General features: G+C 69.8%; 20 protein-coding genes. 9 read left to right on the top strand and 11 right to left on the bottom strand.

Annotation, left to right across the window (positions count from 1 at the left end):
* Nucleotides 1–33: 33 nt before the first annotated feature.
* From H4281_RS42830 to fabG, 6 genes are all read right to left on the bottom strand, one after another.
* Nucleotides 34–1128 (bottom strand): acyl-CoA dehydrogenase family protein, encoded by a 1095-nt coding sequence (locus H4281_RS42830; protein ID WP_182896573.1) that lies wholly within the window; start codon nt 1126–1128, stop codon nt 34–36.
* On the bottom strand, nt 1125–2303 hold the full coding sequence (locus H4281_RS42825; protein WP_182896572.1) for an acyl-CoA dehydrogenase family protein: 1179 nt from the start codon (nt 2301–2303) through the stop codon (nt 1125–1127). Before H4281_RS42825 ends, H4281_RS42830 begins: the two co-directional genes overlap by 4 nt.
* Nucleotides 2300–3523, bottom strand: a complete 1224-nt coding sequence (locus tag H4281_RS42820; RefSeq protein WP_182896571.1) for an acyl-CoA dehydrogenase family protein — start codon at nt 3521–3523, stop codon at nt 2300–2302. Before H4281_RS42820 ends, H4281_RS42825 begins: the two co-directional genes overlap by 4 nt.
* Nucleotides 3523–4548, bottom strand: coding sequence for a phosphotransferase family protein (locus tag H4281_RS42815; protein ID WP_182896570.1), 1026 nt, complete (start codon nt 4546–4548; stop codon nt 3523–3525). The genes H4281_RS42820 and H4281_RS42815 overlap by 1 nt, the downstream gene beginning before the upstream one ends.
* Nucleotides 4549–4675: 127 nt before the next feature.
* The gene (locus H4281_RS42810) at nt 4676–5128 is read right to left on the bottom strand and encodes a MaoC family dehydratase (protein ID WP_182896569.1); all 453 of its coding nucleotides are present in this window, start codon (nt 5126–5128) and stop codon (nt 4676–4678) included.
* A 5-nt stretch (nt 5129–5133) separates the two neighbouring features.
* Nucleotides 5134–5889 (bottom strand): 3-oxoacyl-ACP reductase FabG, encoded by a 756-nt coding sequence (gene fabG, locus H4281_RS42805; RefSeq protein ID WP_370648173.1) that lies wholly within the window; start codon nt 5887–5889, stop codon nt 5134–5136.
* Between the two features lie 138 nt (nt 5890–6027).
* Here fabG and H4281_RS42800 point away from each other — a divergent pair, with 138 nt between their 5' ends.
* The 3 genes from H4281_RS42800 (at nt 6028) to H4281_RS42790 (ending at nt 9118) form a co-directional block, all read left to right on the top strand.
* Complete coding sequence (locus H4281_RS42800) at nt 6028–7206, top strand: sensor histidine kinase (protein ID WP_182896568.1); 1179 nt, start codon at nt 6028–6030, stop codon at nt 7204–7206.
* A 10-nt stretch (nt 7207–7216) separates the two neighbouring features.
* Complete coding sequence (locus H4281_RS42795; RefSeq protein ID WP_182896567.1) at nt 7217–7879, top strand: response regulator; 663 nt, start codon at nt 7217–7219, stop codon at nt 7877–7879.
* Nucleotides 7880–7981: 102 nt separating this feature from the next.
* Nucleotides 7982–9118, top strand: coding sequence for a glycosyltransferase 87 family protein (locus H4281_RS42790; RefSeq protein ID WP_182896566.1), 1137 nt, complete (start codon nt 7982–7984; stop codon nt 9116–9118).
* Here H4281_RS42790 and H4281_RS42785 read toward each other — a convergent pair.
* The 4 genes from H4281_RS42785 to H4281_RS42770 form a co-directional block, all read right to left on the bottom strand.
* Complete coding sequence (locus tag H4281_RS42785; protein WP_182896565.1) at nt 9060–9710, bottom strand: DUF998 domain-containing protein; 651 nt, start codon at nt 9708–9710, stop codon at nt 9060–9062. The two genes, H4281_RS42790 and H4281_RS42785, sit on opposite strands and share 59 nt — an antisense overlap.
* A 39-nt stretch (nt 9711–9749) precedes the next feature.
* The gene (locus H4281_RS42780; RefSeq protein ID WP_182896564.1) at nt 9750–10829 is read right to left on the bottom strand and encodes a J domain-containing protein; all 1080 of its coding nucleotides are present in this window, start codon (nt 10827–10829) and stop codon (nt 9750–9752) included.
* Nucleotides 10830–10923: 94 nt separating this feature from the next.
* Nucleotides 10924–11463, bottom strand: coding sequence for a GNAT family N-acetyltransferase (locus H4281_RS42775; protein WP_182896563.1), 540 nt, complete (start codon nt 11461–11463; stop codon nt 10924–10926).
* Between the two features lies 1 nt (nt 11464).
* A complete protein-coding gene (locus H4281_RS42770) occupies nt 11465–12001 on the bottom strand; it encodes a GNAT family N-acetyltransferase (RefSeq protein WP_220508700.1) in 537 nt (178 codons plus the stop codon).
* Between the two features lie 285 nt (nt 12002–12286).
* On the opposite strand from H4281_RS42770, the gene H4281_RS42765 reads away from it, so the two are divergent.
* The 6 genes from H4281_RS42765 to H4281_RS42740 all read left to right on the top strand — a co-directional run bounded on the left by H4281_RS42765 (nt 12287) and on the right by H4281_RS42740 (nt 20765).
* Nucleotides 12287–13720, top strand: coding sequence for an APC family permease (locus H4281_RS42765; RefSeq protein WP_182896561.1), 1434 nt, complete (start codon nt 12287–12289; stop codon nt 13718–13720).
* Entirely contained in the window at nt 13717–16599 is a 2883-nt protein-coding gene (locus H4281_RS42760) for a glycoside hydrolase family 2 protein (protein WP_182896560.1), read from the top strand. The genes H4281_RS42765 and H4281_RS42760 overlap by 4 nt, the downstream gene beginning before the upstream one ends.
* The gene (locus tag H4281_RS42755) at nt 16596–17483 is read left to right on the top strand and encodes an ROK family protein (RefSeq protein ID WP_182896559.1); all 888 of its coding nucleotides are present in this window, start codon (nt 16596–16598) and stop codon (nt 17481–17483) included. Before H4281_RS42760 ends, H4281_RS42755 begins: the two co-directional genes overlap by 4 nt.
* A gap of 862 nt (nt 17484–18345) precedes the next feature.
* The gene (locus H4281_RS42750; RefSeq protein ID WP_182896558.1) at nt 18346–18915 is read left to right on the top strand and encodes an NADPH-dependent FMN reductase; all 570 of its coding nucleotides are present in this window, start codon (nt 18346–18348) and stop codon (nt 18913–18915) included.
* A 24-nt stretch (nt 18916–18939) separates the two neighbouring features.
* A complete protein-coding gene (locus tag H4281_RS42745; RefSeq protein WP_182896557.1) occupies nt 18940–19923 on the top strand; it encodes an ATP-binding cassette domain-containing protein in 984 nt (327 codons plus the stop codon).
* Nucleotides 19920–20765, top strand: a complete 846-nt coding sequence (locus tag H4281_RS42740; protein WP_182896556.1) for an ABC transporter permease — start codon at nt 19920–19922, stop codon at nt 20763–20765. The genes H4281_RS42745 and H4281_RS42740 overlap by 4 nt, the downstream gene beginning before the upstream one ends.
* Nucleotides 20766–20827: 62 nt before the next feature.
* On the opposite strand, the gene H4281_RS42735 is transcribed toward H4281_RS42740, so the two are convergent.
* The gene (locus H4281_RS42735) at nt 20828–23551 is read right to left on the bottom strand and encodes a P-loop NTPase fold protein (protein ID WP_182896555.1); all 2724 of its coding nucleotides are present in this window, start codon (nt 23549–23551) and stop codon (nt 20828–20830) included.
* Nucleotides 23552–24246: the final 695 nt, after the last annotated feature.

Raw genomic sequence — 24246 nt, 5'->3', positions numbered from 1 at the left:
AGCACGGTAACCCCGTCCACCGACAAAAAACCGTCAGGCGGGCAGATCCACCAGGTCAGCCAGCCGGGCCCGATGCCGTCCGGGCGTGCCGAAAGCGATCTGGTCGCTCTTGGCCCGCTTGAGGTAAAGATGCGCCGGATGTTCCCAGGTCATCCCGATCCCGCCGTGCAGCTGAATCGCTTCCTCCGCCGCGTGCACCGCGATCGGCGACACCCGGGCCTGCGCGACGGACACCGCGATCGGCACGTCGTTCCCCGTCGCCAGCGCATCCGCCGCGTACCGGGCCGCGGCCCGTGCGTTGACCAGTTCCGTGTACAGATTCGCCAACCGGTGCTTCAGCGACTGAAAACCCCCGACCGGACGGCCGAACTGATACCGCCCCTTCAGGTAGGTGACAGTCTCGGTCAACGCCCACTCGGTGATCCCGGTCTGCTCCGAAGCCAGCAACCCAGCCGCAGTGGTCAAGGCGCTGTCCAAGGCATCGGCGGCAGCTGCACCGGTGCAAATCGCCTGCGCGGCAGCAGAATGCAGCGTCACATCGGCGACCCGCCGCGTCAGGTCAAGCGACACGGCCTCGGTCACGGTCGCCGCGGAAGCGTCGACGGCGTAAAGGCCAGGGCCGTCAGGGCCAACAGCCGGAACGACCAGCAGATCGGCGGCCGAGGCATCGACCACTGTGGACACTCGCCCGGTCAGGGTTCCGTCGAGAAACTCGACAGTCGAAGGAAAAGCAGCGCCCGGAGCGGTCGACAAAGGCACCGCCAAAGCGCCGATCGCCGAGCCGGAAGCGAGCTGGGGAAGCAGATCCGAGCCGGCAGCCAGCAAAGCCGCGGTAGCGAGCACCGCACTGCCCAAGTAAGGCACCGGCGCGACGCTCCGGCCCAGTTCCTCCATGACGACCGCGACCTCGCGCGGCGAAGCCCCGTGCCCGCCAAGGGATTCCGGCACCATGAGGCCCGCCGCGCCGAGGTCGGCGGCCAAGGTCTTCCACAGGGAAAGGTCGTACGGCGTGTCCGTTTCGACCCGCGCCAGCAGCGCCGTCGGCCCGGCCCGGTCGGTCAGCAGCGCCCGCACCGAGGACCGCAGATCCTCTTCCACGTCCGAGTACAGCAGGTCCGGCGTGCTCATCGCGGCAGGTCCTTCCAGGCGACGTCCTTGTCCACCCGCGGCTCGGACGGCAGCCCCAGCACGCGTTCGGAGATGATGTTCCGCAGCACCTCCGAGGTGCCGCCCTCGATCGAGTTCCCCTTGGCGCGCAAGTACCGGTACCCGGCGTCGCGGCCGAAGAAGTCGACCTGTTCCGGACGGCGCATCGTCCAGTCCTCGTAACGCAGGCCCTCTTCCCCGAGCAGTTCCAGCTCCAGGCCGGACAGCTGCTGGTTCAGCTCGGCGAACGCCACCTTCATCGCCGAACCCTCCGGACCGGGCGCGCCGACCGCGAGCTGCTGCCGCTGCCGTTCTCCGGCCAGCCGCAGCGATTCGGCCTCGACCCAGTGCTGCACGAGCCGGTCGCGCAGTTCCGGCGTGCGCAGCTCCGGACGGTCCCGCCACGTCTTCGCGACCAGCCCGATCATGCCGCCCTCGCGCGGCATCGCGGTGCCGCCGATCGCGACGCGCTCGTTCATCAGCGTGGTCTGCGCGACCTTCCAGCCCTCGCCGACCGCGCCGATCCGCTGTGAGTCCGGGATCCGCACCTCAGTGAGGAAGACCTCGTTGAACTCCGCCTCGCCGGTGATCTGCCGCAGCGGCCGGACCTCGACGCCGGGTGCGGTCATGTCGCACAGGAAGTACGTCATGCCCTGGTGTTTCGGCACGTCCGGGTCGGTGCGGGTGACGAGGATGGCCCACTGCGCGAGGTGCGCGCTGGACGTCCACACCTTCTGTCCGGTCACGACCCAGTCGTCGCCGTCGCGGACCGCGCGGGTGGCCAGCGCGGCGAGGTCGGAGCCGGCGCCGGGTTCGCTGAACAGCTGGCACCACACCTCCTCGCCGGTCCACAGCGGACGGAGGTAGCGCTTCTTCTGCTCCTCGGTGCCGAACGCGAGGATCGTCGGCGCGGCCATGCCGAGTCCGATCAGGATCCGGCGCGGGTTGTTGTCCGGTGCGCCCGCGGCGGCGAAAGCGGCCTCGACCTCGCCCTGCAGCGCACGCGGAGCGCCTTGTCCGCCAAGGCCTTCAGGGAAGTGCACCCAGGCGAGCCCGACGTCGAAGCGAGCCCGCAGGAAGTCCACTGCGGACATCTCGGAAGGATCATGCGCGGAAAGGAAAGCGGCGACCTGCGCCCGCAGCTCCTCGGCGGTCACTTGCCCGCCTCCGTCCGGTACTTCTTCAGCTCGCGCCGTGCCAGCGACCGCTTGTGCACCTCGTCCGGGCCGTCGGCGAGCCGCAGCGTGCGCACCCCGGCCCAGATCTCCGCCAGCGGGAAGTCCTGCGAAACGCCGCCCGCGCCGTGCGCCTGGATCGCCTTGTCCAGGATCCATTCGACGGCCAGCGGGGTGGAGATCTTGATCGCCTGGATCTCGGTGTGCGCGCCCTGGTTGCCGACGGTGTCCATCAGCCACGCGGTCTTCAGCACCAGCAGCCGCTGCTGTTCGATCCGCACCCGCGCCTCGGCGATCCAGTCCTGCACCACGCCGGAATCGGCGATCGGACGCCCGAACGTCTCGCGCGACAGCGTGCGGCGGCACATCGCCTCCAGCGCGCGCTCCGCCATGCCGATCGCGCGCATGCAGTGGTGGATGCGGCCGGGGCCGAGGCGGGCCTGCGCGATGGCGAACCCGGACCCCTCGTCGGCGATGAGGTTTTCCGCGGGCACCCGCACGTTCTCGAACAGCACCTCGGCGTGCCCGCCGTGGTCGCCGTCGGTGTAGCCGAACACCTGCATGCCGCGCACGACGGTCAGCCCCGGGGTGTCGCGCGGGACCAGGATCATGCTCTGCTGCTTGTGCGCGGGCGCGTCCGGATCGGTCTTTCCCATGACGATGAAGATCTGGCAGTTCGGGTTCATCGCGCCGGTGATGTACCACTTGCGCCCGTTGATGACGTACTCGTCGCCCTCGCGCCGGATGCTGGTCGCGATGTTGCGCGCGTCCGAAGAGGCCACCTCGGGTTCGGTCATCGCGAACGCGGAGCGGATCTCCCCGGCCAGCAACGGTTCCAGCCACTGCTTCTTCTGCTGCTCGCTGCCGAACATGGTCAGCACTTCCATGTTCCCGGTGTCCGGCGCGGCGCAGTTCACCGCGGCGGGCGCGAGATGCGGGCTGCGGCCGGTGATCTCGGCCAGCGGCGCGTACTGGAGGTTGGTCAGCCCCGCGCCGTGGTCGCCGGGCAGGAAGAAGTTCCACAGACCGCGCTTGCGCGCCTCCGCCTTCAGCTCGTCGACGATCGGAGGCGGCGACCACGGATCGGTGCGCTTTGCCAGCTGCTCGTGGAAGACCGCCTCGGCGGGGTAGACGTGCGAATCCATGAATTCGAGCAGCTGCCCGCGCAGTTCCTCGGTACGGGCGTCGAACGCGAAGTCCATCAGTTCTCCTTGGTGAGCGTCTTGCTGCCCTGTTCGATCAGCGGGGCGACCGCGGCGCCGATCTGGTCGAAGCCCTCGCCGACGGTTTTGCCTTGCTGGAAACGGAAGTAGATGCCTTCGAGGATCACCGCGAGCTTGAAGTACGCGAAGCTCACGTACCAGTTCAGCGCCGACAGATCGCGGCCGGAACGCTGCGCGTAGCGGGCGATCGTCTCGTCGGTGTCCGGATAGCCGGGCGCGCTGCTGGCGTTGGACACCATCGGCAGTGACAGCTGGTCCCGCTGCGCGTAGGTGATCATCAGGCCGAGGTCGGTGAGCGGGTCGCCGAGGGTGGACATCTCCCAGTCCAGCACCGCGGTGATCCGGTCCTCGCCGTCGACGAGCACGTTGTCCAGCCGGTAGTCGCCGTGCACGATGGCGGGCGGGCCGGACACCGGGATCGCGGCGGCGAGCTGGTCGTGCAACCGGTCCGCGCCGGGCAGGTCGCGGCTGCGCGAACCGTCGAGCTGCTTCTTCCACCGGCGCAGCTGGCGTTCCAGAAACCCTTCCGGACGGCCGAAATCGCCGAGCCCGACCGCTTCCGGATCGACCGCGTGCAGGTCGACGAGCGTGTCCACCAGCGAATCGGCGATCGCCCGCGTCCGCTGCGGGCCGAGCTGCTCCAGCTCCTCGGCGGTGCGGTACGGCGTGCCCTCGACGAACTGCATCACGTAGAACTGCGCGCCGAGCACGTCCGCGTCCTCGCACAGCAGAACGGTTTCCGGCACCGGAACCGGGGTTCCGGCCAGGCCGCTCATCACGCGGAACTCGCGGCGCATGTCGTGCGCGGTCGGCAGGACGTGGCCGAGCGGCGGACGGCGCACGACCCAGCGCTGCGTGCCGTCGGAGACGAGATAGGTGAGGTTGGACCGCCCGCCCTGCACCACGTCCGCGGCGAGGGCTCCGGAGACGAGCCCGGGCCGCTCGCGGTCGAGATGGGCGCGCAGCCTCGCCAGATCGAGGCCGGGCGGGTCGGTTTCGGTCATCGGAAGGACTCCAGTTCGTGCGAGGTCGGCGGTCGCCCCAATGCCGCATTGGGTGCGTGAGACGCACCGAATGCCACATTGGGTGCGTCAGATGCACCCAATGCCACATTGGGGCGCGGGCGGACGGTCAGAGGATGAGCCGGGAAACCATCTCGGCGACACAGGCGGGTTTGTCCTCGCCCTCGATTTCCACAGTCCAGCGCACCACGGCCTGCTTGCCGCCGGGCACGTCGGTCAGCTCGACCAGTTCGGCGGTCCCGCGCACCCGCGAACCCACCTTCACCGGCTGCGGGAACCGGACCTTGTTGAGGCCGTAGTTGATGCCCATCTTCAGGCCGTCGACCCGGTAGATCTCCGGCAGGAACGCCGGGATCAGCGACAGCGTGAGGAACCCGTGCGCGATCGTGGCGCCGAACGGGCCCGCGGCCGCTTTTTCCTGGTCGAGGTGGATCCACTGGTGGTCGCCGGTGGCGTCGGCGAACAGTTGCACCTGCTCCTGGGAGACGGTGTGCCATTCGCTCGTGCCCAGTGGCCCGCCCACTGCTTCGGCGAGTTCGGCGACATCGGAGAACACGCGCATCGAGATCAGTCCTTCGGTCCGCCGGCGACGTAGATGACCTGGCCGGACACGAATCCCGCGCCCTCGCTGACCAGGAAGGACGCGACGTTCGCGATGTCCTCGGGCGTGCCGACGCGCTGCACCGGGATCTGCGAGGCGGCCGCGGCCTTGAAGTCCTCGAAGCTCATGCCGACGCGCTCGGCGGTCGCCGCGGTCATGTCGGTGGCGATGAACCCGGGCGCGATCGCGTTGGCGGTGACGCCGAACTTGCCCAGTTCGATCGCCAGCGTCTTGGTGAAGCCCTGCATGCCGGCCTTGGCCGCGGAGTAGTTGACCTGCCCGCGGTTGCCCAGCGCCGACGTGCTGGACAGGTTGACGATCCGGCCCCACTTCTCCTGCGTCTGGTACTTCTGCACGGCGCGGGTCATCAGGAACGAACCGCGCAGGTGCACGTTGAGCACCGAGTCCCAGTCCTGTTCGGTCATCTTGAACAGCAGGTTGTCGCGGGTGATGCCGGCGTTGTTGATCAGCACGGTCGGCGCGCCGAGTTCCTCGGCCACGCGGGTCACCGCGGCCTCGACCTGCTCGGCGTCGCTGACGTCCAGCGCGACGCCGACCGCGCGGCCGCCGTCGGCGGCGATCGCCTCCGCGCCCTGTTTCACCCCGGCCTCGTCGAGGTCCAGCAGGCCGACGGCGAACCCGTCGGAGGCGAGGCGGCGGGCTACGGCGGCGCCGATGCCGCGGCCTGCGCCGGTCACGATGGCCACACGGGAAGCGGTCACGGGGATCTCCTCATCGTCGAGAAAGCGTTCGGCAGCGGCGCTAAGCGTACGCTTAGTACGAGAATTTCGCGAGACCTCGGACGTGCGGTTCGCCGCGTGCGGCCGGAATGTCGGGGCCGGCGAGTAGTGTCGCCGCCGATGAAGATCACGAGCGCGCCGCTCGCCGCGGCGGGTCGTGCGCTGGGGGAGGCAGTCGCCGGCGGCGGCGGTCCGGCGGTCGCGCCCGGCCGCACGCACCAGGCGCTGACCGGGCTCGCGGCGGTCGTCGCCGGAGTGCTCGCGTTCTTTCCCGCCGACCGCGCGAACGAGGGTCTGCGGGTGCTGGCGGCCGCGCTGACCATGTTCGCGGTCGGGCTCGCCCTGGTGCGTCCGCTGTGGGCCTGGCGGGTGCTGATCGTCGTCGTGGGCTGCGCGGACCAGCTGTACGGGATCCACGCCCGGTTCGGCTGGCCGTGGACCGAGGGGTTCGCGCTGGCGGCGATCCCCGTGCTCGCCGCGGTCGGCCGCAACCACCGGCCGGGCGTGCTGGCGTGGGTCTGGCTGATCTCCACCGGGGTCAGCGCCCTGCTGGCGAACGTGCGGGGCGAGCTGGTCGTGATCTCCGTGCTGCTCGCGGCGCCGCTGGCGTTCGGCTGGCTGGTTTCGCGGCTGCGCGGCGCCGAACGCGAACTGGAGGCGGAGTCCACCCGCCGGGCGGTGCTGGAGGAACGGGCCCGGATCGCCCGCGAACTGCACGACGTGGTCGCGCACCACATGTCGGTGCTGGCCATGCGCGCGGACTCGGCGCGCTACCGGTTCCCCGGCCTCGACGACGGGTTGCGCGAGGAGTTCCGGTCGATCCAGGACACCGCCCGCAACGGGATGACCGAAATGCGCAGGCTGCTCGGCCTGCTGCGCGCCGGGCAAGCCGGCCAGGAGACCGAGCCCCAGCCCGGAGCGGGCCAGATCGAACAGCTGGTGGAACGCGTCCGCGCGGCGGGCACCGACGTGCGGTTCGAGCTGCGCGGCGATTACCGCGGGCTGCCTGAGGGCGTCGGGCTGTCGGCGTACCGGATCGTCCAGGAAGGGCTCAGCAACGCGGTGCGGCACGCTCCCGGCGCGCCGGTCGAGGTGGTCGTGCACGTGGGTCCGGGACAGCTGCGGCTCGTCGTGCAGGACACCGGTGCCGTCGCGAGCGCTCCGGAGGACACGGCGGGCCGGGAGAAACACGGACTGCTCGGGATGCGGGAACGCGCGGCGGCGCTCGGCGGTACGTTTTCCGCGGGACGACGGGACGGCGGCGGGTTCGCCGTCGTCGTGACCGTTCCGCTGGACTAGGGGGAAAGCCATGGCGGTGACGGTGGTGATCGCCGACGACCAGACCATGGTCCGGCAGAGCTTTCGCGCGGTGCTGGACGCACAGCCGGACATCGAGGTGATCGGCGAGGCGGCCACCGGGACCGAGGCGGTGGCCGCGTGCCGCGCGCTGCGCCCGGACCTGGTCCTGATGGACATCCGGATGCCGGGCCTCGACGGGCTGGCCGCCACCCGGCTCGTCCTCGGCGACGGACGGGACGCCGGGCCGCGAGTGCTCGTGCTGACCACGTTCGACGCGGACGAGTACGTCTACGGAGCGCTCAGTGCCGGAGCCAGCGGGTTCCTGCTGAAGGACTCCCCGCTCGACGATCTGGTCGTCGCGGTCCGGATGGTGGCGGCGGGCAACGCGCTGTTCGCGCCAGCGGTCACCCGCCGGGTGATCGAGGGGTTCGCCGGGACGCGGCCGCCGACGCAGAACGTCGGCAGGCTGTCCGAACTGACCGCGCGCGAACTCGAGGTGCTGCGGCTGATCGCGCGCGGACTGTCCAACGCGGACATCGCCGCGCAGCTGGTGATCGCCGAGCAAACCGCCAAGACGCACGTCAGCCGGGTGCTGGGCAAGCTCGGGGTCCGCGACCGCGCACAAGCCGTGGTGCTGGCCTACGAAGCGAAGTTCGTGGTGCCGGGCCAGTGATACGCCGGTAGCACTCGCCGCGAGGGACGCTACCGGGGGAGCAGCCGAAGACCGCTCCGCGGACCGACGATTCCGAGTCCCCGGTCTCCCTAGCTTTCCCTTGTGCGCCAAGAGAAAAAGATTCTCCTCGGGCTGGCGGCGGCGATCGCCGCGCTGACCGGGGTCGCCGTCGTCCGCTGGCTCGGCGGCGCACCGCTCGGAGTGGACAGCGCGGTGTATCGCGCCGGTGCGCTGGCTGTGCTGCGCGGACAGCCGCTCTACGAACCCTTGCTCGCGCTCGACCCGAAGTCCGCGCTGGAACTGCCTTTCACGTACCCGCCGAGTGCGGCGTTGCTGTTCCTGCCGCTGGCTGTGCTTCCGGGGCATTTCGCGTGGTTGCTGCTCGCGGTCGGCTCGGTGCTCGCGCTCTGGTCGGTGACGCGCCGGTTCGCCTGCGAACGACCGCTGCTGACGCTCTGTCTCCTGCCGGTGCTGGAACCCGTGTGGCGGATGATCTCGCTGGGCCAGATCAATGGCGTGCTGATGGCCATGGTGGTGCTGGATGCGCTGCCGGTCCGCAACCGCAGATCCGCCGGGGTGCTGATCGGACTCGCGGCCGCGGTGAAGCTGACCCCGCTGATTTTCGTCCCGTACCTGTTCCTGACCGGCCGCCGCGCCGAAGCCTGGCGCGCGCTGGCGACCTTCCTCGGGGCGAGCGCGGCCGGGGCGCTGATCCTGCCGGGAGACTCGATCCGGTACTGGACATCGGCGATGCTGGACAACCGCAACGCCGGAACCGTCGACTGGGTACTCGACCAGTCCCTGCACGGCATGTTCGCGAGGCTCGGCGCGACCTCGCTCGGCTGGTACGCGGCGTTCGCGGCGCTGTGCCTGCTGGCGGGTGCGTTGCTGGTCCGCGAGTTCCATCGGCGTGGCGATCCGCGAGCCGCGCTGCTCGTGACGGCGGGGTGCGGACTGCTGGTGAGCCCGCTTTCGTGGACGCACCACTGGATTTGGGCAGTACCGCTGATCGGTTTGCTTTCCGGCAGGCGGGCCGCCCTGATGTGCGCCGGAGCGGTTTTCAGCGGGACCGCGCTGGCTGTGGTTCCCGAGGGCGGGCATCGGGAGCTGTCGTGGAATCCGGTCGAGACCGTGTTCGGCAACGCCTATGTATTGAGCGCATTGGCTGTCGGCGCGGTGCTCACTGTCCGGATGCTCGTGCGGGGGCGGCTAGCGCGGCCAGCGCGACGAGTTCAGTAAGCGCCATCCCGCGTTCAACAAGACCCAGCGGAATCAGCAGCCACCAGCGCTGGTCGGTCAGCGCGGCGACGGCGACCGCGCCCAGGATCACCGCGAACCAGGCGAGCGACGCGACGGCGAGCGCGCGGGCGAGGAACCGGCGGCGCGGGGAGTCCGGAAAGGCCGTGCGCGCCGAGACGAGCACAGCGAGCGGAAGGCAGACGAAGGCGACGACGCTGGCGATCCGGTGCAGCGTGCCGCCTGCGCCGGTCGCCGCCGCGTTGGTCCAGTCGGTCTTCGGGAAGGCGACGATGACCAGCAGCCCGGCCGTCCAGAACGCTCCGAGCACGGCCGCGAGGACCGGCAGCCGTCGTTGCAGCCGCAGCACGGCGAACGCGACCGCCGAACCGGCCGCGACCAGCACGACTGCCAGGTCGAACACCCATTTGCGGTCCGACAGCCCGTATTCGCTGATGGTCCGCCGGGTCGCGCTGATCTCGTCGGTGGGCGGCACCACCTGCAACAGCAGCATCAGCACGGCGCCGAGAGCGAGCGCGGCGATCCCGGCCAGCGCGAGCAGGACGGGGCGGCGGTCTGCGGACACGGTCGTCATGTACTCAGCGTGACACGTGCCGGATATGTCCCCGGTGAGTCAGGCCGCCCGGCCCGACCCGGTGACCTGCGCGCGCACCGTGCGCAGCGCGTTGTGGTCCACAGTGGACGGTTCGGCGGACAGCCAGCCGCCGATTTCGTGCAGGAACTGCTCCGGCGTCATCGGCGGACCGGGTTCGCCGTCCGCTTCGGCGGTGGTGACCTCGCCGTCACGGCTCGGGTACACGATCATCGCGCCGCGCAGCGCGACGCCGGGCAGCAGTTCGCGGTAGCGCTCCAGGCTTTCTTCCAGCTGGCTGCCGCCGCCGCGGAACGGGCGGCCGTTGCGCAGCAGCCGTCCGTCCTCGGCGGTTTCGTAGTGCCCGGGCAGCCAGAGCTTCGATTCGACCAGCACCAGGCGTTTCCCGCACAGCACCGCGTGGTCGACGTCGGCGAAGACCGAACCGGGCCACGCGAGACCGTGGAAGATGCGCGCGCCGGGCAACCGGGTCAGATAGCGTTCCAGCAGGTCCGCGGTGAGCTGTTCGGCCAGTTCGTCGGCCTCGGCGCCGGGGGAGCCGAACACCGCGGTGGCGCCGAATTCCTCCGCGAACTCGTGCCGGGCGCGGCGCGCGGACAGGAAGCCGCGGGCCAGCCGGTGCACGAGCAGCGCGGTGCCCGCGGTGAGCGCGAGCCAGACGATCAGCACCGGCGGCGTGAAGTCGATCCCGGCGAGCAGCGGCAACAGCACCAGCACCGTGCCGGCGACCGCCGCGACCACCGCCGTGTGCCCCGGCCCGCGCCGCCGTCCGTGCCGCATCCGCGGGTCGGCCGCGGCGAACGACCACCACTCCAGGTTTTCCGGATCGATGTCCGGCGCTTCCGGGCGGTAGCCGGGCTGCTCGCCGAACCGCCGCCGCGGCCGCGGTTTGGGCACCGAGGCGGCCGGGACGCCGGCGTCGTAGCGGGCGCGTTCGTTGGGGTCGGCGAGGGTGTCGTAGGCCTCGCGCAACAGCTGGAAGGTGCCGACCGTGCCGCCCGCGTCCGGGTGCAGCGTCTTGGCCAGCCGGCGGTAGGCGGCCTTGATCTCCGTGGGGGACGCGGTTTTCCCCACGCCGAGTACCGCGTAGTAGTCGGGCACGGTTCGGGTTCCACCTCCGGACGGCTGCCCGCGCAACGATATGGGGTCGCCGGGGCGGCGTGCCATCCGCCTCCGCGGCGCGCCGGAGTGAACGCTAGTCCCGGGCCAGCCACTCGGCGCGGTCGAGGGCGTACTCGACGGCGTGCCGGTCGTCGCCCGGAGCGAAGTAGCCGGGGTCGTCGGAGACGAAGTCGCGGATGTGCCGGAGGCCGATGGCGGCCATCACCGCCTGGGAGGCTTTGTTGCCCGTCGCGGTCCCGGCGAAGATCCGGTCCAGGCCGACGTCCCGGAAGCCGTACCGGAGCAGTTCGAACGAGCCTTCCTTGGCGAGTCCTTTGCGCCAGTGCTTGCGGAGCAGCCGGTATCCCAGCTCGGCCTCTCCCGGAGTCTCGCCGGGGCGCAGAGCCCAGTAACCGGCGAAACCGGCTTCGAGGAACCCGGCCCAGCAGCCGAGGCCGAGGCGGGTGTCCGCGAGCAGTTTCCGAAGCGCTTCAGCCGATTGCTCCCGGGTCCGCACGCCGCCCAGGTACCGCATCACCTCCGGGTCGGCGGAAAGCTCGGCCTCGTGCTCGAGATGCCCGGCGGACAACGGGACCAGCCGGAGGCGTTCGGTGCGCAGGATCGGTTGGGACACGCTAGCTCCGGGCCAGCCACTCGTCGCGGCCGACGGCGTACTCCACCGCGTGCAAGTCGTCGCCGGGGGCGAAGTACTCGGGGTCGGCGACGAAGTCCCGGACGTGCCGGAGCCCGATCGCGGCCATCGTCGCCTGCGAGGCCTTGTTGAGCGCCGCCGTCCTCGCGTAGATGCGGTCGAGCCCGACGTCGCGGAACCCGTGCCGGAGCATCTCCCGCGCCCCCTCCTTGCCGAGTCCCTTGCGCCAGTACTCGCGAAGCATCCGGTAGCCCAATTCGGCCTCTCCCGCGGATTCACCCGGCCGCAGGGACCAGAAACCGGCGAAAGCGGCGTCGACGAAGCCAACCCAGCACCCGATCCCGCTGCCGGCGTACGCGAGGGTTCGCCGAAGCTCGTCCGCTGACTGCTCCGGGGTCTGCACGCCGGCCAGGTACCGCATCACCTCCGGGTCCGCGGAGAGTTCGACCAGATGCTCGAGATGTCCGGCGGACAACGGCACCAGCCGGATGCGTTCGGTGTGCAAGACGGGCTGGGACATCACGCGAACGCTCCCGGATCGGCGGACGACGGGAAGCAGTCTGGCAGCCGCGAGGTCCGCCCGTCAGCCGGTTTTCCGCCGCTTCGTCGCAAGGCTCCCGGTCAGCGGCGCCATCCGGCGGAACCGCCCGCCCGCGCCCGGACGCGCTTCGTCCGCCGGGCCCGCGCCCCACCGTCCCCTTCTCCCACTCCCGCACCGGTTTCGGCAACTTTCCGGACGCAGCTCTTCCGCACCCCGTTCATCTTATGTTAAGAAGCTTTACTAACTATTGGATGGAGGCACGACGTGAGCTCACCCACCCGCCCGGGGGACTCCGCGACCCTTCCGGGGAACGGTCTCGAACGCCGGATCGGGCCGCTGCAGGCGACCGCGATCAACATGACGCAGATGTGCGGGATCGGCCCGTTCGTCACCATCCCCGCGATGGTCGCGACCATGGGCGGCCCGCAGGCGATGTTCGGCTGGATCATCGGCGCGATCATCGCGCTCGCCGACGGGCTGGTGTGGGCCGAACTGGGCGCGGCGCTGCCCGGGGCCGGCGGCACCTACATCTACCTGCGCGAAGCGTTCCAGTACCGCTCCGGGCGGCTGATGCCGTTCCTGTTCGCCTGGAGCGCGGTGCTGTTCATCCCGCTCATCATGTCCACCGGCATCATCGGGCTGGTCCAGTACCTGGGCTACCTGGTGCCGGGCGTGACCGACGCGGGCGGCGTCACCCCGCTGGGCAAGGTCATCGGCATCGGCCTCGTCGTGCTGATCGTGCTCGCGCTGTTCCGCCGGATCGGCCAGATCAGCAAGCTCACCACCGCGCTGTTCCTGGTCATGCTGTTCGCCGTCTTCGCGGTGATCATCGCGGCCTTCTCGCACTTCGACGCGCACCAAGCGTTCGACTTCACCCCGGGGGCCTTCAGCTGGGGCGGCTCGTTCTGGTCCGGCCTCGGCGCGGGCCTCGTCATCGCCGTCTACGACTACCTCGGCTACAACACCAGCGCGTACCTCGGCGGCGAGGTCCGCAACCCGGGCCGCACGCTCCCGCGCTCGATCATCTTCTCGATCCTCGGCATCATGACGCTCTACTTCCTGCTGCAGGTCGGCGTTCTCGGCTCGACCCCGCTGGAGGAGCTCAAGAACGCGACGTCCGTCGCGTCGTCGGTGCTGGAGCAGGCGTGGGGTTCGGTGACCGCGAAGATCGTCACCGTCTTCATCGTGATCGCGGCGGTCGGTTCGGTGTTCGCGGGCCTGCTCGGCGGGTCGCGCGTGCCGTTCGAAGCCGCGCGGGACAAGGTTTTCCTGCCGGTGTTCGGCAAATTGCACCCGAAGCTGAACCTCCCGACCGCGGGCGTGCTCGCGATGGGCGTCATCACCGCGATCGGTTCGCTGTTCACCTTGACTGACGTGATCAACGCGGCCGTTACCGTGCTGGTGATCATCCAGTCGCTGGCGCAGGTCGCGGCGATCGTCGTGCTGCGCCGCCGTCAGCCGCACCTCAAGCGGCCATACCGGCAGGTGCTGTATCCGGTGCCGACGATCATCGCGTGCCTCGGGTGGGTTTACGTTTTCTATTCCGCTACGCCGCTGTCGAAGTGGCTGACGGCGGCCTGGATCGTCCTGGGCCTTATCGCGTTCGCGGTCTATGCCTCGAAGGAAAAGGTGTGGCCGTTCGGTCCCAAGGAAATCCGCGAGGCGTTCGCCTCTCAACCGGCGGGGGCGGAGTCGTGAGGAAACCGCTGATCGCCGGGATCACCGCACTGGTCCTCGTTCCCGGCGTGGTGACGGGCGTGACTGCTTCTGCTGCTGATTCCGCGCAGCAGCCGGAAACCGCGGCGTCCCGTCCGCAAGGCCGGTCGGCGATCGGCCTCGACGGCTGGCAGGTCCTGACGACCGCGCAGGTCAAGGACGACGGCACCGCGGTGTCGAAGCCCGGTTACCCGACGCGCGGCTGGCTGAAGGTGAAGCCGGACGACGCGGGCGCGCCGGGCACCGAGATCAACGCGCTGGTGCAAAACGGCAAGTGCGCGGACGTCTTCTACTCGGACAACATGCGCAAATGCTTCGGCTACCAGTCGAAGCGCGGACCGGTCGTGACGAAGCAGTTCAAGGACCCGTGGTGGTTCCGCACCGAGTTCAACCCCGGTTTCCGGCCGGGCAAGAACGCGAAGCTGACCATCCCCGGCGTCGTCGGCGAGGGCGACGTGTGGCTGAACGGCACGCTCGTCGCGGGCAAGGACGTGGTGAGCGGCGCGTACGCGGGCCACACCTTCGACGTCACGAAACTCCTGCGGCCGGGCCGGAACACGCTCGCGGTCAAGATGTACCCGAACGACCCGAATTCGATGTACACGCTCGATCAGGCCGACTGGGCGCAGATCGTGCCGGACAACAACACCGGCCTGCAGTTCCCGCCCACGCTTCAACTGTCGGACGCGCTGAGCGGCGACAACGCGCACGTCGTGCAGGACAACGCGGCGGATCTGTCGACGTCCTCGCTGACCGCGAAGGTCGACGTCGCCAATGACGCGGGCACGCCGCAGACCGGCGAGGTCACCGCGACCGTCACGCCGCCGGGGCGCGACCGGCCGATCGTGGTGCGGCAGAACGTCACGATTCCCGCGCACACCAAGCAAACCGTGACGTTCACGCCGGCGAAGTTCCCGCAGTTGAAGATCGTCAAGCCTCAGGTGTGGTGGCCGTACTCGATGGGTGCACAGCCGTTGTACACCCTGGGCACGACAGTTTCGCAGGGCGGCGTGGTGTCGACGTCGTCTTCGGAGACGTTCGGGATCCGGACGGTGACGTCGAAGCTGATCGGCAAATCCCCGGCGCTGCCGGACGGCGCGCGGAAGTTCGCGATCAACGGCCGCGACTTCGTGTTCCGCGGCGGCGGTTTCGCGCCGGACCTGTTCCTGCGCTACGACAAGGCCGACATCGCCCATCAGCTCGCGCTGATCAAGAACATGGGCCTGTCCGGCGTCCGGCTCGAGGGCCACGACATGCCCGCGGACTTCTACGAACAGGCCGACCGCGCCGGACTGCTGGTGCTCGGCGGATTCCTCTGCTGCGACGCCTGGCAGCCGGAACATCCGGAGAAACTGACCGACCGCGACTACCGGATCATGCACGATTCCGCGTATTCGATCGCGCAGGCCGAACGCAGCCATCCCAGCGTGATCACCTACGGCTGGAGCGACAACGAACCGATCCCGCGGCAGGAAACCGAGACGCTGAGCGCGTTCAAGGCGGCCGACTGGGACGTGCCGGTGATCGCGTCGGCGGAGTACAAGAGCACGAAGACGCTCGGCCCGTCGGGGGAGAAGGAAGGCCCGTACGACTGGGTCCCGCCGACGTATTGGTACGACTCGTCGACCTTCGACAAGACCGACCCGAGCCGCACGAACGCGGGCGGCGCGTGGGGTTTCGCGAGCGAACAGAGCGCCGGGCACACCGTGCCGACACTGGATTCGCTCCGGCGGTTCCTGTCGCCGGAGGAGCAGGCGAAGCTGTGGCAGGACCCGGGGTACAACCAGTACCACGCGAATTACGAATCCGGGCACGGCGGCTACAAGTTCGGCACGCTGTACACCTTGGACGAGTCGATCCTCCGCCGGTACGGGAAATGGGATTCGCTGGAGTCCTATGTGGAGTCCGCGCAGATCGCGAACTACGAGAACACCCGTTCCCAGTTCGAGGCGTTCCTCGCGCACGCCAACGACAAGAAAAACCCGTCGACCGGGGTGGTGTACTGGCAGCTGAACAAGGGCTGGCCCACGCTGCTGTGGGCGCTGTACAACAACGACGGCGACCAGCCGGGCGCGTATTTCGGTGCGCAGAAAGCGAACAAGCCGCTGCACGCGCTGTACACCTATGACACTGGCACGGTCGCGCTGTCCAACCTTGGCGCCGCGCGGCAGAACGGGATTTCCGTGCAGGCCAAGGTGTACGATACTGCGGGCAAGGTCCTCGACGACCAGACCGCTCCGGCGGTTTCGCTGGACAGCCAGGGCGTCGCGACCGGTTTGCTGAAGCCGAAGGTCCCGGCGGAGACGAAGGCGCCCGCGAAGGCGCAGGTGTATTTCGTCGAGTTGCAGGTGCGCCAGGCGGGGAAGGTCGTGGACCGGAACGTCTACTGGATGTCGACGCAGAAGGACGTCGTCGACTGGGCGAAGACGCTGCAGAACCCGCAGGCGACGATGAGCCAGTACAGCGATCTGACCGCCCTGCGCGATCTGCCGAAGTCGCAGGTCGGCGTGACCGCGTCGACCCGCCCGTCGCGCGGCCCGGACGGCACGGACACCGCGACGACGGTCACGGTCGCCAACAGGTCGAAGACCTCCGCGGTCAGCTTCTTCCTGCGCGCCGACTTGCGCCGCTCCACCGACGGGTCGCAGCTGCCGGCCGCGACCTGGGACGACAACGACATCACGTTGTGGCCGGGCCAGTCGCAGACGCTGACCGTCCGCTACCGGGCCGCCGACCTCCACGGCGCGGCCCCGACCGTCAGCGTCGACGGGTTCAACACCGGCAGGGTCGTGGCGCCCGCCGGTCCGCACCGGGACAGCCAGGGAGCTGTCCCGCCGGTCATCGAGGGGACCCGCGAGTGACATCGGAAGACCTGATCCTGGGCATCGACTTCGGCGGCACGAAAGTGGCGCTGGGTCTGTCCGACCGGACCGGCACGCTGCGGGCGACCCGACGCCTGGACACCGACGCCGAAGCAGGCGCCGAACAGGTGGTCACGCGGGCCCTGGCGGCGGCTGAAGAGCTGGTTTCCGGTTCCCCGCTGGCCGCGATCGGCGTGGTCAGCCCGGGAATCGTGCTGCCGGACCGGATCCTGCTGGCCCCGAACGTGCCCGGCTGGGAAGAACTCCGTCTGGCCGAACTGGTGTCAGCGGCCTTCCCCGAGGTTCCGGTCGCCGTCGGCACCGACGCCAAAGCCGCGGCACTGGCGGAATGGACCTGGGGCACGTTGAAGGGAGCCGACCCCGCGGTCTTCCTCTCCCTTGGCACCGGAATCGCCGCCGCGGTCCTGGTCGGCGGCCGCCTGCTGACCGGCGCGAACGGGGCGGCCGGGGAGATCGGGTACAACCTGCGCACCCCCCAAGACGCCGACGGGTTCGCCAGCGGAGCGGCGCCGCTGGAAGAAGCCGTCGGAGGCCGGTGGCTGGGCACGCGGGCAACCGCGTTGCTCGGCCGCCCGGTCACGGCGGGGGAGTTGTTCGCCCTGGCGCGGGAAAATACCGACGCCAAGGAACTGGTCGCTTCGGCGCTGGACGAGCTCTCCATGCACGTGGCCAACCTGGCGATCGCCTTCGACCCCTCGCGGATCGCGGTGGGCGGCGGGTTGGTTCGGTCGGCCGATGTGCTGCTCCCGGCTTTACGAGAACGATTGGCGGCCGCGGTGCCGTTCCCGCCGGAACTGGTGCCCGCGCGGTTCGACCAGGACGCTTCGCTGCTGGGCGCGGTGGCTTTGGCACTGCGGGAGTGAGCCTCCGTGACCGGCGGGGTCGTTTCTGCGCTTCGCCGGTCACGGGTACCAACTTGACAGGGGGGTTTGTTGGCTGGGTTCGCTAGCCGTGGTGGGCTAGCAGCTGTTCGCGTGCCGTGTTTGCTTGCTGCGATGACCTGTCGTGTTCGCCAGCTGCTGTGGTAGGCATGTTCGCCCACTGCGTTCGCCCGGCGCGGTGGCCTATCGCATTCGCCAACCGCGGCGGGCTAGCAGCCGTTCGCGGGCCGCGGTGGCCTCCGCACGGGCCACCAGTTCGCGGGCGGGCGCCTGGTCGGCCGGCACCCATGCGGAATTCCTGCTGGCGTCGGTGAATTCAGCGAACTTGCCCGTCCTTCGGCAGTAATCGAGCCGATCAACCCAGACTCTCCCCTTCGCCGAGCCGTATCGATTTCCCGCCGGACGTTCCCAGCCCGCGGTGTTCTTCCCCGCGTCGGTGCTGCCGTCTTTCGCCGCGCGACTCGTCGCCGGATCCGCGCCTCTTCGCCCCGCAACCGGCCGCGGTGGCGCCTGAATCCCTAGCGTGCCAGCGCCTGCCCGCCGAACTGCCCGGCTGCTAGCCGTGCCAGCTTGCGTCTCGCGCCCCTGCTGCCGTTTCCCCCGGCCGCCGTCGCCCGCTCCTACTCGCCCCGCGGCCCGGCGAACTTCCCTCCGCGTTCCGAGGGTTCCGTGCCCGCCGTCGACCACGCAGTCCGGCCACCAGCCGCGCCAGACCGCGGCTAGCTCTCCTGCCCCCTCCGCCCTCCGCAGCCGCCACCCGCTCCCCGGCCATCCCCCTGACCAGCCAAAACACCCGCTAGATCCAACCTGGCAGCACCGCGCACCGATCTGGCGCCCAAGAAGTGTGGACGAGGAGCTGCGGGTAGCCGTGCTCGTCGCCAGCACCCGGGAGGGCCGGGTCGGCGGCGAGATCGGACGATGGTTCGTCGAGCGGGCCGCCGGGCACGGCGGGGTGGCGCTCGACGTGCTCGACCTCGCGACGTTCGCGATCCCGGCCCGGTTGCCGGCCGAGCCGACGGCCGGCATGGCCGGGTTCGCGAAGCGGATCGCGGCGGCCGAGGCGTATGTGGTGGTCACGCCCGAGTACAACCGCAGCTTCCCGGCGTCGCTGAAACAGGCGATCGACTGCGCGTACGAGGAATGGCGGGCCAAACCGGTCGGCTTCGTCTCCTACGGCTACCGCGCGGGCGGCCGCTACGCGGTGGAGCACCTCCGGGATGTCTTCACCGAACTGCACACGGCGACGGTGCGGGATTCGGTGTGTCTCGACCTGCTCGAGCACGAATGCGGCGACCCCGGCGCGGGTCCGCACGGCGAATCCGCAGGCCACGCGGCCTCTGCTCTCCTGGACGAACTGATCTGGTGGGGCCTCGCGCTGCGCGACGGCCGCCGCGCGCGGCCGTATCGCGGATGAAGAACTGAGGGGAAGGACAAGAACATGAGCAACGCTGCCGGGGAACCGGCGATCGAGACTTCCGGGCTCGTCAAAGTGTTCGGCGAGACCCGTGCGGTCGACGGGGTCGACCTCGTGGTGCCCGCCGGAACCGTGTACGGCGTCCTCGGGCCCAACGGCGCGGGCAAAACCACCACCGTCCGGATGCTCGCCACGCTGTCCCGCCCGGACGGCGGCGAAGCACGGGTGTTCGGCCACGACGTGGTGCGCGAGGCGGACGCCGTGCGCAGCCGGGTGAGCCTCACCGGCCAGTACGCCTCGGTCGACGAAGACCTGACCGGGCAAGAGAATCTGGTGCTGCTGGGCAAATTGCTGGGGCATCGCACCGGCGCGGCGCGCGATCGGGCGGCGCAACTGCTCGCCGCGTTCGGGCTCACCGACGCCGCGCGCCGGCAGGTGAAGAACTACTCCGGCGGCATGCGCCGCAGGCTCGACATCGCCGCGAGCATCCTCAACACGCCGGACCTGCTGTTCCTCGACGAGCCGACCACCGGGCTCGACCCGCGCAGCCGCAATCAGGTGTGGGACATCGTCCGTGCGATCGTCGCGCAGGGCACCACCGTCCTGCTCACCACGCAGTACCTCGACGAGGCCGACCAGCTGGCGTCGCGGATCGCGGTCATCGACCACGGCCGCGTCATCGCCGAGGGCACGAAGGGCGAGCTGAAGGCCTCGGTCGGTGTCGGCGCCGTCCACCTGCGACTGCGAGACGCTGACCAGTGTGCGACCGCCGCCGAAGTGCTGGAACGCGCGCTGTCCGCCACCGTGCAGCTGGATCCCGACCCGGTCGCGATCACCGCGCGGCTGTCGTCGGACGCGCACGAAGCCGCCGCCGATCGCGCGTCGCGAGCTCTCGCGGAACTCGCGAAGGCAGGCGTCACCGTCGACACGTTCTCGCTCGGCCAGCCCAGCCTCGACGAGGTTTTCCTGGCTCTCACCGACCGCACAGCCACCGAGGAGGCGGCGTGACCACCGTCAAGGAACCCGATCTCGACCTCGCGGCCCCGAAACCGGACGACCTGGCCGCGGTCCTGCTCTCCACCGAACGGCCGCCGCGGCCGAGCGCGCTGTCCGCCTCGTTCTCCTTCGGCTGGCGCGCGGTGCTGAAGATCAAGCACGTGCCCGAGCAACTGTTCGACGTCACCGCGTTCCCGATCATGATGACGTTGATGTTCACGTACCTGTTCGGCGGCGCGCTGGCCGGTTCGCCCACGCAGTACCTGCAGTTCTTCCTGCCGGGCATCCTCGCGTCGAGCGTCGTGATGATCACGATGTACACCGGCGTCGCGGTCAACACCGACATCGAGAAGGGCGTGTTCGACCGCTTCCGCACGCTCCCGATCTGGCGGCCCGCCCCGATGGTCGGCTATCTCCTCGGCGACGTGCTGCGGTACCTGATCGCGTCCGTGGTGATCATGGTCGTCGGCCTGATCCTGGGCTTCCGTCCGGACGGCGGCGTCGGCGGCGTGGCCGCGGGAGTCCTGCTGCTGCTCGTGTTCTCGTTCGGGCTGTCGTGGGTGTGGACGATGTTCGGGCTGCTGCTGCGGTCCGAGAAATCGGTGATGGGCGTCAGCATGATGGTGATCATGCCGTTGACGTTCCTCAGCAACATCTACGTCGACCCGTCCACCATGCCCGGCTGGCTCCAGGGCGTCGTCTCGGCGAACCCGATCAGCCACTTGGTGACCGCGGTCCGCTCGATGATGTCCGGAGCCTGGGACGGCGGCGCCATCACGTGGACGGTGATCGCGTCGGCCGCACTGACCGCGGTGTTCGGGACGCTGACAATGCGGTTGTACAACCGAAAGTGACCGCTGCTCGGCAGGAGGCCGTCCGGACGCGAACCGGGCGGCCTCCCGGGCGGGTCGCGGCTCTATTCCGCGGGGGAGAGCACGTAGGAGAACCGGCGGACCGCCGGAACCCAGTGCTGGAACCGGGAAAGCGTGTCGATGCGCAGCGTGGCCGACACGTGGGCAAGGCCGCGATGCAGTTGACGCCAGTCCCGCAATTCGTTGTCGCACAGCGTTCCCGCGACCGGGTTCCGCCAGACCTCGCCGTGTCGCCGCGGTGCGCAATCGGCTACGAACCCGGCCCAGGCGGCATCCGGCGGACGGTGGACGAGGCCGCCGGTGATCGCCCGGTCCGGATCGGGCAGCGTGTCCAGTGCCTTTTCGAGTACGAGCCCCGGCGCGGTGAGCAGACCGAGCAGCGCCACGACCGCTTGGTAGTCACCGGGTTCGGTCTCGTCGCCGAGGAAATGCGACGCAGCGGACAGATCCCGGGTCGCACGAATCATCCGGTACAGGTTGAAGAGCCGCTTCGCCTCGCGCGGGGTGCTGATCAGCACGTCCAGTTCGGACAGCAGATCGATCTCCGCGGGCGTGAGCGGACGCGGCGGATCCGCGGCGCGCTCCGGACGGCTCTGACTGTCTACTTCGGACCCTTCCTCGATGTCCGGAGCCAGGTCAGGCAGCGTCCTGGCCGGGGAAGGAATCTGCTGTGTCCGCGGCCGTTCCTCTCCGGCCGGCTCCAGCAGCCGGTCGTCGGTCAGCGACCGCAGCAGCCGGCGCAGGCTTCCCTCGGACATCGTCGGCAGCACGAACGGCAGGTTGATGATCTTCCCGAGATAGTCCTCCGGCGAAGCGAGCCTGCCCGCTTCCGGGGAATCGTCGAGCATCCCGTCGTAGCGGCTGTGCAGCGACCGGGTCAGCCACCGCGGGTCGACGCCGACCACCACCACGAACAACTCCAGGGCGAGCAGCAGATGCACCGCCTCCAGCACCTCGACCACCTGACGCGCGCTGCACCGGTCGAGGTCGTCGATGTACAGCACGATCCGGTCGATCGGAGTGCCGCCCGAATCGGGGTGCGCGCGCCAATCGTCCATGAGCTCGACCAGCTGCTCGAAATCCTTCCGGATGGTCGAGATCAGCCCGAGGTCGCGCCGGTAGGAATCGCCGTGCGCGCGATCGGCCAGAAAAGCGTAAAGATTGCGGCCCGGCGTCAGCTCGGTCAGCTCCCGGCCGAGTTCGCCGACCCTGGCCACCACTTCTTCCAGTTGCGCCTCGGCGACCCGCTGATCGGTCTCCGCCCGCCGAAGCTCCTCGAGCATCCGGGCGACCTCGGGCGAGACCATCCTGCTCGCGCGCCGGTCGATGCCGCGGCGGAGATCCTCGCTGAGTTCGCGCAACTCCCGAAATCCCGACCGGGCCCGGCTCAGCAACGCGACCCCGGTGCCCGCCGCCGCGGCGAACCCGACGCCGATCCCGGCCAGCCATTCCCGCGCCACCGGCACGATCGCGGCGGCGAAGAACCCGACGAGCAGGATGACCACGGACACGACCAGCGCGGTTTTGCCCCAGCGCCCCTTCGGCGACCTGCGCAACGCCTCGGCCTCGGACAACGTGCCGCGCAGCTGCTCGACGAGCAGCGCCCCCTGCTCGGCCTCGTCCTGAATCCCGAGGCGCTGCCACACTTCCCGGCTGCCGCCCAACGCCCGGATCAGGACTCTCGCGGCGTCCTTGCGGTTCAGCGCGGCTTTGTCGACATCCGCTTGGAGTTTCGCGGCAGTCGCCCGCGCCTGACGCTTCGCGTCCTCGAGTTCGGTGACCTGATCGAGCCGTTGGACCAGCTCCTCGCGCAGCTGGTCCCGCCGCTGCTGCGCATTCGGGCCCGGACCGGCGAGCTGCCGGAAGATTTCGTCGCCGAGGCTGGCCCAGAGATTGCGATCCGCGTAATGCCAGGCGTTGAACCCGATCTGGACGATCTCGCCGCAGTAAGCCGGATTGCCCGACCCCGCGAGCCTGCCCACCTCGGCCCGCATCAGCCCCATGAAGTAACTCTTGCCCGCTCCCCACTCCCCGAACACCCCGACCGACAGCGGCGGCAGAGTGCTCCGGTCGGCGATCACCGTCGCCAGCATCGACACGTAGGGCGCGACGCCGAGCCGGTCGCGTTCGAGCGGGATGCCGAGCGTCGGATCGACCAGGTCGTTCGAGACGCCGCCGGCCAGTTCGACCGCGGAGAATCTCGGGACTCCCGGCCGTCCCCAGGCCGCGCGGATCGCGTTCTCCGTCTCCTCGGAGTTGCAAATGAAGACGAGAGTGCGCAACCCGCTGGTGTCCTGGAGAGCCTTGACCGCCGCCGGAATCACCACCGCGGCGACTTCGTCGTCGCCGAGCCCGAGGTTGCCAGTGCCGAGCAGCGGCAACCCGAACGCGATCGAGTTCGTGCTCGCTGCGTACCGGATACCCGCTCCGGTGGCCGCGGCGATCGCGGGGAAGGTCGGCGGGCCGGAAGCACCGCCTTCATGCGGCGTCACGAGCACGGCGAACCGGAGCGAATCCCGGCTGGTTCCGCCGAGATTCAGCACGACCGGCCGCTCCGGGACGATCGCGTCGTAGTCGACCGAGTCCCAGCCCGCGTCCGGAAACTGGTCCCGGACGACATAACCGAGGCTGCCGAGCCCGCTGCCGACGGAGACCGCGATGGAGTCGATACCGGATTTCCACGGACGGTTCGTGCGCACCACATGGCACGAGGTCCCGCCTGCTGAACCGAGATAACCGGAGTCGTTGTGTGCGGGTGTGCCTGCCATAGCAGCCTGCGGCCTCCACGACCTCGACGTCGACGCGGACGGCCAGCCTAGTCAACGGTGCGGCTTCTGCGCTCGGGCTGTGTGGTTTGGACGAGCAAGTGGTTTCGGGCGGGCGGGGCGCTGCGGCACCTATGAGCCTTGCTGACCTGCCGTGCTTGCCACTGCGTGAGCCGCGGCATCGGCAGCCCAGTCTCAGGCGGTTGGTCGGCCTGGCCGACGGCACCGCTTCTGTGCTCGGGCAGCGTGGTTTTCGGCCAGCAGGCGGTTTCGGGTGCGCCGACTGGGGCACTGCCGTGCCCCTGCGCCTCGCCGATCTGCTGCGCTTGGCGTCGCGCAAAGCGCAGCACGGACAGCCCAGGCCCCGCGCGGTCGGTCGGCCTGGCCAACGGCACCGCTTCTGTGCTCGACCTGTGTGGTTTGGGCGACCTGTGTGGTTTGGGCGAGCGAATGGATTGGGCGAGCGGGTGGTTTGGGCGCGCCGGGTGGAGTGCTGCCGTGCCGATGCGCCTCGCCCGGTCGCTGCGCGTTGCGCGAGCCACAGCACCGACAGCCCAGCTCCGCGAGGTCGGTCGGCTTTTCCGGCTCAGCCCGCTTGTGTGAGCGGGCGCGCCTGGCCACCCTCATTCGGTGCGGTGGTGCGGTGGTGCGGTGGTGCGGTGGTGCGGTGGTGCCGGTTGTTGTTGGTCTGGTGCCGT

The organism is Amycolatopsis dendrobii (assembly GCF_014145675.1).
Taxonomy (GTDB): domain Bacteria; phylum Actinomycetota; class Actinomycetes; order Mycobacteriales; family Pseudonocardiaceae; genus Amycolatopsis; species Amycolatopsis dendrobii.
Note: the sequence above shows the minus strand (reverse complement) of the source record. Positions and strands in the feature narration are given on the sequence as shown.